The organism is Dethiobacter alkaliphilus AHT 1, from assembly GCF_000174415.1.
Lineage (GTDB): Bacteria > Bacillota > Dethiobacteria > Dethiobacterales > Dethiobacteraceae > Dethiobacter > Dethiobacter alkaliphilus.
In genome coordinates, this window is the sequence record NZ_ACJM01000004.1 from 182,926 (window position 1) to 195,412 (window position 12,487).

A 12,487-nucleotide genomic window follows, 5' to 3' on the forward strand; every position below is an offset into this window, starting at 1 on the left:
CTGCTCCCCTATTCTAAATCCTCCCTGCCATCAGACATTTATCATTAAAAACCGAGTCTAATGACCCCCCTCTAAGCAGATACTTTTGCCCTCTAACGAACGTTATGCCAGCACAAAAAAAGAGTCTGGAGCAATCGCTTCAGACTCTGTATACCACAGGTTCTACACCTTAACAGCTTTAATTATGCTATTCAATTAACCAGGGCCAGTTATTTTCCTCAGGCCACTCTTCTTCAGGCAAGCCAATTACACGACCTTCGTCGTCAAGTCTGAAGGTATGCTGCATAGCTCTGCCACTAAATTCAGGCTCATCATCCCAACCGCGTCGACCGTCCATGACTTCACGAATAGATTCCTTTGTATCGTATACCCCTTCATGGCAGGGAGCGCAGGATTCTTCCATTGTTACAATTACTTCCGGCGATGAACCATATTCTCTAAACTGCTGTCCCTCATCATTTGCTCCATGAACAGAGTGACAGTCAATGCAAGCCCAGTCTGCTTTAGGGCCTAACTGTAAGTCAAAGCCCCACTGGTGCCAGCCGCGGCCTTTACCATCGGCAGATACCCGACGCCATTCTTCACCCCAGGTAGGCAGAATAAACTCTACATGGTCTTCTAAATTATCGCCTGGCAGGAAACCATAAGCGTCTCCCCAGCGGACTTCAGGATCAAAGTGCTTATTGGCTGTTGTTCTGGTATGACACTGTTCGCACGCATCATTTTGCTGCTTGGTAGTCATATCCGAGAAACTGACAATCAAATCTTCATTCATGGGATCGGCAGCATGATCACCACCGGGTCCGTGGCAGGCTTCACAACCAACGGCCATATCCGCCACCAGTTCTGTTGCAATCAAGTCAGGATTTTCTAAATTGGCAGGTACATTTAAACCTGTCGCATGACATCCGCCGCAATTGTCATCCCATCTGCGGACATCATTACGGTCGGCCCATACGCCGCCTGTCGGTTCACCATCTAATGTTTGTGACCAATTGCCGCCGTCTCTGTCATACCTGACCTGATATTTAAGCAGGTAATTGCCGCCACCATCATAAATATTGGTAAAGTTTGTGGCCCGCCTCTTATTGCCATGACCAAATACTTCCACATCAACGGTGTGCAAAATTTCTCCATCTTCCGCAGTAAACCGTGCTTCAAACTCCCTGTCGCCTAAATGATATATATAAACTCCGTCTACATCATTAACTTCAGTTCCCTGTACCACAAAATCTTTGGTACCGGCAATTCCTGAAGGCTCATCTTCATCAATCATAATCGGGTTTCCCAAACCCTCCGACAAATCATTCCACGTGATTCCGTCTTCTAAATTACCGTTAAATATATCATCATAAAGCATATCCGGTGTTTGCATGGAAACAGAATGCCAGGTTCCCTGCCAAGCTTCATACTCTGCAGAGTGACAACCCTGGCAAGCATCAGACCCTACATAATTACCATACTCAGGGATATCCGATGTTTCTTCCGGAACTTCTTCTCCATTCTCACCGTTTACATTTTCATTATTATTGTTCTCTTCGTTGGCAGGTGTGTCTCCGCAACCAGTTATTGAGAAAACCATCACAAGTGTCAGTAAAAAAATACCTAACGTCATCCATCTTTTTCTCTTCATTACAGAAATTCCCCCTTTTTTTACCCTACACAAAGTCACACTTAACAAGTTTTGCCGCGGTCATAATAATCCTGGTCTGTGTCCTTTTATTTAGCCCCCCTTTTTTGTTAAACTGCCCTATTCACCCCCCGTCTCCTGCAAATTATTTGTAACTTATTTCACAACTTCTTCACAATTAGGCTTAAACCTGTAGTAATTAATCACAAACAGCTGTGCCAAATGTCCCATATCTGCTTTTCTCCTCTATCATCTGAACAATATTTGAAAACAACCGCCAATTTTTATCCCCTATATACCATATTCCCCCCGCCCTTCCCCGCTAACGGGCATTAGGCACAAATGTACCTGCCGAATGTCCCAACCGGCTTAATGCCCATTCAGGAGCAAAAAAACGGCTCTCAGGAACATTACCTGAAAGCCGTTTTTCTATCTATTTAAGATTTAATAAAGAACCCTGGGCTTTTTTTCGATACGTACGCTGCCGCCGCCGCTCGATTTGATAAATTAAGTTTCAAAAATATCTTGGATACATAATTGCGCACAGTCTTTTCAGCCAGGAAAATTTCCTCTGCAATCTGCTTGTTGGTTTTTCCTTCCGCAATCAACAATAACACTTTCTTTTCCATCTCGGTTAGCGTCTTCCCACTTTGCTTTCCGGCAGCAATATTTTTCATTTGCGACAGAACCTTAAAGGTGACCTGTGGGTCCAACAACGATTCCCCGGCGGCCACCCGTTCTATGGCCTCTACCAGCTTGGCGCTATCTGTCTTTTTCAGTATATATCCCATGGCTCCCGCCATAATAGAGGCATAAACCGCCTCATCATCACCGTATGAAGTTAACATAACAACCTTGGTCTCCGGCACATTGGCCACAACTTCCTGACACGCTTCAATCCCGTTCATCCCGGGCATCCTGATATCCATCACCACCACATCCGGCCTCGTTGCTTTGGTCAAAGGCAAAACGTCCTCCCCACGTGCGCACTCACCCACAACTTCAAAGTTATCATATAGCTCTATCAGCGACTTTAGCCCAAACCTCACCACCGCATGGTCGTCGACAATCAGAACTCTAATCATCTACTCGCCCCCCGTATAACTCTTGGCCTTAAAATAACTGGGATCCTTAATCAGCACACCTTCACCGCACCTTGCTTTCTTATAAGGTACATTAATTTCAAAATTTGTTCCCTGCCCGGGCGCCGCATGAAAAACAACCGTACCCTGCATCATTCCCACACGGTAAAAAACGTTCTTTAACCCCTGTCGCCCGCTACCACGCTGAGGGCCGTCCAGTTCCACCGGATCAAAACCCACCCCGTTGTCACTGATACGTATCCTGATATTTTCCGCACCAAAGTTAATGAATACCTCAGATCGTTCAGCACGGGAATGCTTGGCAATGTTAGTCAGCAACTCCTTTAACGATTGAAGCAGATTGTTAGTCTGGATAATATTTAAATCAGCCGCAGGCTTTCCTTGCACAGTCAGGTTAATCTGCATCATAGAGTACTCTTTAACTTCTTCCACCAACTGACGCGCCCCTTCTTCAAGCGATGTGGTGGAAAAATCAGGCGACTGCAGCTCCTGAATATAATCACGAATGTCCTGGATAATATTATCCAGCTCATCCCTGCCGCAGCGAAGCTGTCTTTTTGCCTCCGCTAACCGTTTATCCGCCAATAATAAAGACTGCTCCATCTTCAGCCCCACACCGTAAATAGATTGAATAATACCATCATGGAGCTCCCTGCCAATTCGCTCCCGCTCCTCCATCAGCACCTGCTGCCGCATAGCCTCTTCCAGCCGGAACTCCCTTTCCACCTCAAATACATCCACAATCCTGATTACAAAATAAGTAATAAAGATCAGAATCCACGAGCGAAAAAAAATCACCGACACACCAAAAAAGTCCATAAACGCCTCTCTGTTCAGGACGGTGGCCGGCCATATAACCGGCTCATTGGCAATGGTACCAATAAATAAGGCTGCCCCAAAAAAGGTAATAGCCATCCCCCTCAGGTTATTAACCAGAGAAGTTACATGAAACATGGCCACTTCCCTTTTTTGCAGCCATAGGCCTACCCCCGACATCAAAAAGCCCGGCAAAGCCAGCATATAGCGCGATAAATTGTTAATCATCGCCCAATGCAGCTCTCCTCCCTGAATACCTAACATATATACCGCCAACATTACCCAGGCCGAACATATCACAACGCCGATAATCTTTAAAACAGAATACTTTTCAAAGTAGTCGGTAATCAGGCAAATCCCCAGCCAGAGAATAAACATAAAAGACCCGGCTTTAAAGAAAAGCTCCGCATACTGAAGAGTCACATCCATTACCGGAAGAGCCTCAACCGAACTTATTTTATGGACAAATATTATCAACTCGGTAATTCCATGCATAATGGCATATCCGGCCAACAACCAAAGACTACGGGCCAGACGCAGCTCACTCTTCTTGTTGGTCTTTAAAATAATAGCAGAACCCATTACAAAAAAGAGAATAGCGTATACCACCAGCATAAAAAGCCTGTTGTCAAAGTAAAAACCCAGCATAGCGCACCCCCTACAAAAAGTGAAAAAGAGAACATGCATAATCATACTGACCCTGTCTCTTATACTTATTCACCCCTTGTGCCCTGATACCTCCCGACAAAAGACAGTCTTCCTTCAACAGTTGCCCATCCTTTTCCAGGACTAATGTCCCAAAAAAATAATTCAGAGATTATCCTCTGAATTATTTAGACATCTTCATGCTCTGTATTAGAGGCTTTGTCCTGGAAACATAAGCTGCAGCAGCAGCCCTGTTTGCCAGATTCAGCTTACTAAAAATTTTAGAAACATAGTTTCTGACCGTCTTTTCCGCCAAAAAAAGCTCCTCGGCGATCTCTTTGTTTCTTTTTCCCTCTGCTATCAAAACCAAAATCTTTTTTTCCGTCTCCGACAGCTTTGCTTCGTACTGGGTAGCCGCCGCAATTTCCTTCATCCGCTTCAATACTTTCCCCGTAACATGTGGATCCAACAAAGACTCATTCCTGGCAGCCTGCTCTATGGCCTCCAGCAACTTAGCATTATCGGTCTGCTTAAGAACATATCCGGAAGCACCGGCCAGAATAGCAGAATATATAGCTTCATCATCGGCATAGGAGGTGAGCATAATCACCTTTGTGTCAGGCACAGCCTCCACAATGGCCCGACACGCATCTATACCACTCATCCCCGGCATCCGCACATCCATCACAACCACATCCGGCACCGTCTCCCGCGCCACCTCCACTGCCTCTTCACCACTGCCGGCCTCGGCAATTACAGAAAAATCCCCATGCAGTTCAATGAGACTCTTTAACCCCACCCGCACCACAGCGTGATCATCAACAATCATCACCCGAACCATCTCAGCTCTCCTCCTGCCTCATTAAGCTTAACCGATGAAGTAATCCAAATCATCAATATAATTGGCCCCGTCATAATATATCTTTTTATAAGGTACAGTAATCTCAAAATGAGTCCCTCTCCCCGGCGCCGCATAAAAGTTTACCGTCCCCTGCAGCATTCCTATCCGGAAAAACACATTTTTTAATCCCTGACGTTCACCACAATTATTGACCTCAATTTCACCAGGATCAAATCCTGTACCATTATCACCGTAACGAATCTGCACCCTATCTTCCTTAAAAACCAGACTCACCTTAATCTTAGTTGCCCGGGAATGTTTTGTGGCATTGGTCAGAAGCTCCTTTAGCACCTGAAACACATTATTAATCTGGATAATATTCAAATCTTTTTGTTGACTTCCCTCAATAACCAACTCCACCGGTATCATGGACTTCTCTCTAAAGCCCGCCACCAACTCCTTTACACCTTCCACCAATGAAGTACTGATTAAATCCGAGGGCTGCAGCTCCTGAATATAATCCCGGATATCATGGATTACCTGATTCAGTTCTTCCTGACTGGCCGCCATCTGTTTCTTAGACTCCACAATACGCTTGTCCACAAGCATTTTTGCCTGCTCCAGCTTCAGCCCCACACTGTAAATAGACTGAATAATCCCGTCATGGAGCTCCCTGCCAATGCGCTCCCGCTCATCCATCAGCACCTGCTGCCGCATCATCTCTTCAAGCCGGTACTCCCGCTCCACCTGAAAAACATGAACAACCCGAATCACAAAGTACGTAATAAAGACCAAAATCACTGACCTGAAAAAAATAACCGGAACGCCGCTAAACTCCATAAAACTCCGCCGGTTCAATACTGTAGTGGGCCAAAATATCGGCTCATTACCAATCAGCCCGGTAAAAAAAGAGGCCAGAAAAAAAGTAACGGCCAGCGCCTTTAGGTTCACAAGCAAGGAAGTACTCTCAAACCTCTCCACTTCCCGCACCTGCAGCCAAATACCAACTGCTGACAACAAAAATCCGGGGAATGCAAACATGTGCCTGGACAAATTATCCAAGCCCGGAATATAAGCCATCCCGCCCCTGATTCCCAAAAAATATACAGCTACCAAAATCCAACATCCACATAATAGCGCACCAATTAATTTCAACACCTTAAAACGCTGAAAGTAATCAGTTACCAGACAAATTCCCAGCCACAAAACAAACATAAACGAAGTAGCTTTAAAAGCTAATTCCACCATCAACAAAACATTCTCCACAGAAGTGGTAAGCTCCGCCGCTTTAACATTATGCACAAAAATAATAAACTCATTAATACCATGCGTCAAAGCAAAACCAGCCAGCAACCACAGACTCCTGGCCAACGCCAGCTCACTCTTTTTGTTAACCTTTAGTATAATAGCCAGCGCCATGAGGAAAAATAAAATAGTATATATTACCAATATGATAATCTTGTTCTCTATAAAAAACCGCAGCATGCCCCCACCCCCTCTTCCACATATTTCAATTATACATACACTTCCTTTTTCCGACAACCTCCTTTACACAACAACCACATTCTGCTAAACTAAACTTAGCGGATAGGGACATTCGTCACCATGTAAAACCTTTGGCAAGAGGCACAAGCATCGGTGTTTGAATATCCCCCGCTTTTTTATTTGTCCTCATTTTCCTCCACTTCCGGTTCCGCCACAACCCTTCTTCCCTCTTCATAAGGCACAAACTCAAACCCAGCCTGAAGCGACTCTAACGCATTCTCATGCATTCCAAGCATGGCCTGCAGCTGATTCATGGCATTTTCCTTTTGCTCTTCGGTCAACTTAGCAAAAGCCTCTTCATCCTCTAACAGCTCCTTTTCAAAAGCCACCAGCATCTCCAGTACCTGTTCCCGTTCCGTTCTCTCCAGCTCCTCAAACCTACGCACAATACCCCAGGTTCCCCGGGTTTCCCTTAAAATCTCTATACCAAAGATCCCATAAGTACCGGGATGGTCGGTAAACCTGTTTACCCGCAAGTGAGCAACCAAACCAAACCCATTCTCCACAGGCCCCGGAATAATATCAACCAGCCGGGCCGTATCGGTCCGTGAACTGCGGATAGCATTCTGCAAAGTATCAGCCGTTACCACTTCCTGAGATTCTTTAGTCAACATCAAAGCCGCCGCCTCATAGCTCTCATTACCCAGCAAATCCATAAAAGAGGCCACCGCAGCCTGCGGACTACCAGTCCTCACCAAAACCCCCGACTCCTCATCCACCCAGGAATCAGCATTTCTACCACAGCCAACAAACACTATGGTAGTCACTAATAAAATAAGAATCAGTCCATAATATTTCCAATTAATCTTTTGCATAATTACCTCCGTTACCCCCGTGGGGGGAAGGAGCACACCGTGTGGTGTGCTCCTGTTTTGTTAATTACTTCGGCTCAGTGGGGTAGATGTTGAAGTCGATGTTATCAATGCCATCAATTAAACGATCCCTATCGAAGATATGGGTCCGAATGTCATACTGAACAGCAGATCTTACTGCATAAGGCATAGCTTGCTCAATATTCGGAGCTGTACCGTGACATGCAGCACAGGTCTGTTCGTAATCCATCTTCAATTGAGACATGGGACGGGTTTGACTATTCTGGCCGTATCCGGCAACACCATGGCTGTCGTGACAGGTGTTACAGCTTACGACTTTACTCTTAGTGCTGTAGTTGGTTACATCAGCTACATAAGCGCGCTGGGCATCTCTTTCTGGGGACCCTGCTTCACCATGGGCCATATTGCTTAGGCCCAGCAGTTCCTGCCACTGCATACGGTGGTGGGTTCCGATGCCGGAATTAGGATGTAGACGCTCAGTATGAATGTCAACATAGTTTGTCAACCTGTCCCCTGGCAACATGGCCACAGGAATCGGGTCATTACGACCACTACCGTCCTTCAGGCCAAAGCCACGGGCATGACAAGCACCACAGGCATCGTTTTGCTGCAGCACAGTCAAGCGGGCGGGGTTAACAATGTTATCCCTAGCGGGATCTGCGGCGTGGAGTTCACCAGGGCCGTGACAGGCCTCACAGGTTACACCCCAGTCGGCGATATAGTTTCTGTCACCGGTGTCCGGATCAATAGGCATGACAGTTGGATTGGCTTCAAAAGCAGCCAGGTCAAAACCGGTGGTATGGCAACCGATACAGTTGCGCTCCCAGGTACTACCGCTGGTGTAGTTGCCTGAGTCAGGAATCCCATGCTCAGTCCATTCAAAGCCTCTGATTCCGGTGTTGTACTGGTAATCACCGAAGATAATCCCTTCAAGTTCCTCATCGGTAGGATTCTCCGGATCAGCAACAGTCCAGCGTGCGCCTAATTCCCACGCTTCGGATGCTCTGATACCAAAGCGAATCTTCCACTTTGAACCAAAGACCACTTCTACATCTTCGGCTTGGAGCATGAATGAAGTATCTTTATTAAGCGGAATTCCATCTTCGGGGAAAGCTTCACGCCATTCGCCGCCCGGCTGCCATTCGGGCACATCACCGGCGGGACGGGATTTCAGAGTATGCAGATGGTTTTTCTGGTCATTGTAGGTCTGTGTATGACAATCACCACATCTAGAAGCGCCAACAAATTCGGCCCCAAAAAGTTCGTCTCGGTCGAAGTTAGCCTTGTTGCGCTCATTGAAAGCTAAGGCAATGGACTCATAGCCATAGTTGGCCGGGCCCATCTGGTGACAGGCTTCGCAGGCGCTCATGTTGGGAAGCCTCTTCAGGCTGCTGGAGAACAATTCACCGGAGAACTCAAACAACGACTCATTTGCAACAGCTTCTGCAAAATAATCCAGTCCTCCAAGAGTGTCTCCCCAGTAATCTTCATCGGTACCGTGGGCCACGTGACAGGTCAGGCAGGCAATCTGCCGGCCGCCAGCTGTTTCAAACTTCAGGCCTGTTCCTTCTGGAATTTCCCAGTTAAAGGCCGACAACTGTCCTACAGGGTGACGGTAAGCCTGACTATATGTGCCAACTTTTTCTTTGTGAGAACCTGAAGCTGCATTATAGTCGGTATGGCAGGCACCACAGAAATCATTAATGCCGCTGACATATTCAACGGTTTCGTCTGCTGTCATCCAACCATCGATATCCATGGTTACACGCACAGACGGTGTATAAGTAAGGGTGAGGCGAGCAGGGGCATTATACTCCTCCTCTTCATCAACCCCTTCCCAAATCACCACGGTGTTTTGGGTGACCGGTTCTACTTTGAGCGTGTAGTCAGCCATGGGAATAGCTTCGCCAGTGCTGGCATCTGCGATCAAAAAGTTGTAGCCATAGCCCCGCAAGGCATAGTCTGGTAGCAGGTAGTAATATTTGCCATCTAAATTGGCTTCGAACCACTTAGGCGCTTCCTCGCCAATTTGCGGAGCATTGTTTCTGTCAACTGTCACAGTCTTTTCAGAGTTAACCCGGTTGGGGTTGGGATGGAGGATACGGGCGTTACCGCCGATGCCGTGGGGTGTATGACAGCTGGAGCAGTTAAATTCATCTCCCCAGGCATTGCCGTCTGCGCCGCTACCTGCTCCACCGGGGGCAGCGCCTATATTCATACCGCTTCTGACAGCATGCGATGACGCGGAATCACCGAGGCCGTCAAAAAGGCCGCCGCTGGTCCTTTCATCGGTCTCTGCAATTTTCCCTGACATTACATCGTAGGTAATTGTTACTGTTCCGTCATGACATGCCATGCAGGCAGTGTTCACATCTGTCCACTGCAGCAATGACGATCCGATGGCGGTGTGGGTTGCGTGGCAAGAGGCACAAGCATCGGTGTTGTTCTGGTAATCGCTGTGAATACGGATTGGCAATCCATCTTCGGTGGGAATGTAGATATTCTCTGGTCCTTGGTCAGGCCATTCGGGATTGTCGAAAAACTCCCCATAACCCGGTCCTGGTTCTGCCGAGGCAGCAGCGGCCATGGTCAGAGCCAGCATGATGATGAGAAAAAACATAGTGTACTTTTTCATCATAAAACTCTCCTTTATTTTGTTTTTTGGTGTTTTATTCATGTCTTTGTTTACACCTCCTTTCGCGACAGAGTTTGTGAAACGGCCTTACGGCCGGGACACCCTAAGGGGTTATGTTAAATTCACGGCTTGCTCCTCCGGAGAAAACACGAATGGTTGTGGTTGTCTCGTCCGGTGCGAAAAACCAGATATAGGCAAGTCCGAGAGTCTCCTCAGTATCTTCATCAACATGCTCCACTGTTTTCTGATGTTGTGGATACTCAAGTTGTCGATAAACTACCCAACCTTCTTCTTCCTCTCGTTCCACAAAATAGCCGTCTTCGCTTATCAAGAACTGCACAGGTTTTCCGATAAAGGGCACATCTCTTTGTGGGTTGAGATGGTTGCCGTCATAGTAGAGATTAACTTGCAGCAGGCCGAAAATTCCTTCCTCAGCAAGCTCTGCTTCTACTATGTATCCAGAAATATTTGGGGATGGTACCAGAGGAGCGTGGGCTGCTTTCATAGCCATATCCTGCTCTTCTAAATTTCGGATGTAGCCGTGGCAGTTTTCACAGGATTCATTGCCATCGCTTGTATGTTCGCTGATTGTAGAAGGTGGTGTAAGCGAAAGATGATATAAATAGGACTCTTCACCATGGCAGGTTAGGCAAAAATCCCTCATTTGACCTGACACCGATGGTCTTTCTGGAAAATCCAGAGAAACCACTTCTTGTTGGGTTCCTTCCTCCCCCTTTTCAATAGTAATATCATTGCGGATCAGGGCGGCATTAACGGAACCATGCTGGTCATGACAGTTGGAGCAGGATAATTGCCACCCTGGGGGAAGGTCATTATCTTCACCTTCTATTGGCAGACGTCCGCCTGCTGAGCGGATATAATGTCCGGTGCCTGCGGTATAATAGCTGAAAATATCAGCAGCGCCATCGTCGCCATCTCTTCTGTGACAATCCAAACAGAGGCGGTAATCCGATGTATTACCTGTAATCTGCAGATTGCGCTTGTGTGCTTCACTTGTGTAAGGACGGGACAACAACGGCTCATACCTGTAAGGTGGATGCATTTGATGGCATCCGTTGCAGGATTTATCGGATTCCTCTCCAAAGTTGTGCATCAGGTTATTATTGGGAAACATTGGAGCAGTTGAGTTGGTACCGTTATGACAGTTAATACAGCTGTCCGCCAGGTCATCAACACTTACCAGTGACCGCCTTTGGGCAGTATGTGTACTATGGCAGGTGCTGCAGGCATCCGGGTTTTTTGTTTCCTCAGACGCATTATGGGGGCTTAAGTATTCCACTACCCCTTCCTGGCTTGCCGACCAGGCTACCGCTGCCGCCAGGACAAAGCAAGGCAATGTAAGCAGTAAAACTATTCCTTTAACCTTGCAGTGGAGCCTAACTGGCATCATGTTGTACTCTCCCGAAAAATTATTCTATTGATATACATTCACCCGGCGATTTGAGGTATCCGTGATATAAATCCGGCCCTGATCATCAATGTAGAGGCCGTTGGGAAGGAAGTTTTCTCCCGGACCCTGTCCTTGCTGCCCGAGAATATGTTGGAATTCACCATTGGGGTTAAAGATATAGGTCTGGTGTGTCATGTTATTTACGGTTAAAAGTTCTCCCCGGGAGGTATAGCCAACTCCCCGCGGATTGACGAAATTACGTCCGTCGGCATGGGTAATTTCATCAATGAAGTTACCCATTCTGTTAAATATCTGAATGCGATGATTGCCTGTATCACTTACTGCCACATATGTTCCGGAAACAGTTATGGCGTTGGGAGACAGAAACTGTCCCGGCTCATCGCCCTCTTCTCCAAACTCAAAGATTTTCTCTCCTTCTTCATCAAAAACAATTACCTTGTGTTGGGCCACATCTGTCACATACACACGGCCGTCTATTATTGCCAACCCTGCCGGACTCTCCAGATCCACTGAAGCGCCAAAGTAGTGAAGAAAGGTGCCGTCGGGTGTAAATACAGAAATGTTACCGTTATACATATCTGCCACAAGTATTTGTCCCTGGCTGTTTTCTGCTATACCATAGGGAAAACGCAATTGCCCCGGTTCTGTTCCTCTTTCACCAAAGCTATTAACATGGTTACCGTTATAATCAAATACCCGGATTTTGCTGTTGCCGGTATCCGAAACATAGATCTGCCTACCAACAACTGTTACATCCATGGGCTTATCCATGCTGTCACCAAAAGGTCCGTACATGGAATACAAATACTGGGGAACCCCAACTACCCCCGGCATATATTGTTGAGCCACTCGCAGGGGATTACGCAGGTGGTAATAAAAAAACGCAAAAATGAGAATCTGCAGGATAACCATAATCCTGAGAATGCGTTTTAACTTTTCCCTGTCAAATTCCAAAAAGATTTGTCTTGGATTTAAAGCTACAGACTTCATGATTTTCACCTCTTGTT

General features: G+C 46.7%; 9 protein-coding genes. All 9 read right to left on the reverse strand.

Going from position 1 to position 12,487, the window contains the following annotated elements; all coding sequences use genetic code 11:
- Positions 1 to 187: 187 nt before the first annotated feature.
- A complete protein-coding gene (locus DEALDRAFT_RS05375; protein WP_008515577.1) occupies positions 188 to 1,633 on the reverse strand; it encodes a multiheme c-type cytochrome in 1,446 nt (481 codons plus the stop codon).
- Between the two features lie 434 nt (positions 1,634 to 2,067).
- A complete protein-coding gene (locus DEALDRAFT_RS05380) occupies positions 2,068 to 2,715 on the reverse strand; it encodes a response regulator transcription factor (protein WP_008515578.1) in 648 nt (215 codons plus the stop codon).
- Positions 2,716 to 4,197, reverse strand: coding sequence for a sensor histidine kinase (locus DEALDRAFT_RS05385; protein WP_008515579.1), 1,482 nt, complete (start codon positions 4,195 to 4,197; stop codon positions 2,716 to 2,718).
- A 181-nt stretch (positions 4,198 to 4,378) separates the two neighbouring features.
- Positions 4,379 to 5,035 carry a response regulator transcription factor gene (locus DEALDRAFT_RS05390; RefSeq protein ID WP_008515581.1) on the reverse strand — a complete coding sequence of 219 codons (657 nt, stop codon included), beginning with the start codon at positions 5,033 to 5,035 and terminating at the stop codon, positions 4,379 to 4,381.
- Positions 5,036 to 5,062: 27 nt separating this feature from the next.
- The gene (locus DEALDRAFT_RS05395) at positions 5,063 to 6,520 is read right to left on the reverse strand and encodes a sensor histidine kinase (RefSeq protein WP_008515583.1); all 1,458 of its coding nucleotides are present in this window, start codon (positions 6,518 to 6,520) and stop codon (positions 5,063 to 5,065) included.
- A gap of 176 nt (positions 6,521 to 6,696) precedes the next feature.
- Positions 6,697 to 7,395, reverse strand: a complete 699-nt coding sequence (locus tag DEALDRAFT_RS05400; RefSeq protein WP_008515585.1) for a hypothetical protein — start codon at positions 7,393 to 7,395, stop codon at positions 6,697 to 6,699.
- Between the two features lie 64 nt (positions 7,396 to 7,459).
- On the reverse strand, positions 7,460 to 10,051 hold the full coding sequence (locus DEALDRAFT_RS05405; RefSeq protein WP_008515587.1) for a cytochrome c3 family protein: 2,592 nt from the start codon (positions 10,049 to 10,051) through the stop codon (positions 7,460 to 7,462).
- Positions 10,052 to 10,151: 100 nt separating this feature from the next.
- The gene (locus DEALDRAFT_RS05410; RefSeq protein ID WP_008515589.1) at positions 10,152 to 11,459 is read right to left on the reverse strand and encodes a cytochrome c3 family protein; all 1,308 of its coding nucleotides are present in this window, start codon (positions 11,457 to 11,459) and stop codon (positions 10,152 to 10,154) included.
- A 24-nt stretch (positions 11,460 to 11,483) separates the two neighbouring features.
- Positions 11,484 to 12,470, reverse strand: coding sequence for a 6-bladed beta-propeller (locus DEALDRAFT_RS05415; RefSeq protein WP_008515590.1), 987 nt, complete (start codon positions 12,468 to 12,470; stop codon positions 11,484 to 11,486).
- Positions 12,471 to 12,487: the final 17 nt, after the last annotated feature.

What these genes read in the sequence shown, in the direction of transcription:
- DEALDRAFT_RS05375 (WP_008515577.1), bottom strand. Translation starts at nt 1,633, where the DNA reads ATGAAGAGAAAAAGATGGATGACGTTAGGTATTTTTTTACTGACACTT.
- DEALDRAFT_RS05380 (WP_008515578.1), bottom strand. Translation starts at nt 2,715, where the DNA reads ATGATTAGAGTTCTGATTGTCGACGACCATGCGGTGGTGAGGTTTGGG.
- DEALDRAFT_RS05385 (WP_008515579.1), bottom strand. Translation starts at nt 4,197, where the DNA reads ATGCTGGGTTTTTACTTTGACAACAGGCTTTTTATGCTGGTGGTATAC.
- DEALDRAFT_RS05390 (WP_008515581.1), bottom strand. Translation starts at nt 5,035, where the DNA reads ATGGTTCGGGTGATGATTGTTGATGATCACGCTGTGGTGCGGGTGGGG.
- DEALDRAFT_RS05395 (WP_008515583.1), bottom strand. Translation starts at nt 6,520, where the DNA reads ATGCTGCGGTTTTTTATAGAGAACAAGATTATCATATTGGTAATATAT.
- DEALDRAFT_RS05400 (WP_008515585.1), bottom strand. Translation starts at nt 7,395, where the DNA reads ATGCAAAAGATTAATTGGAAATATTATGGACTGATTCTTATTTTATTA.
- DEALDRAFT_RS05405 (WP_008515587.1), bottom strand. Translation starts at nt 10,051, where the DNA reads ATGATGAAAAAGTACACTATGTTTTTTCTCATCATCATGCTGGCTCTG.
- DEALDRAFT_RS05410 (WP_008515589.1), bottom strand. Translation starts at nt 11,459, where the DNA reads ATGATGCCAGTTAGGCTCCACTGCAAGGTTAAAGGAATAGTTTTACTG.
- DEALDRAFT_RS05415 (WP_008515590.1), bottom strand. Translation starts at nt 12,470, where the DNA reads ATGAAGTCTGTAGCTTTAAATCCAAGACAAATCTTTTTGGAATTTGAC.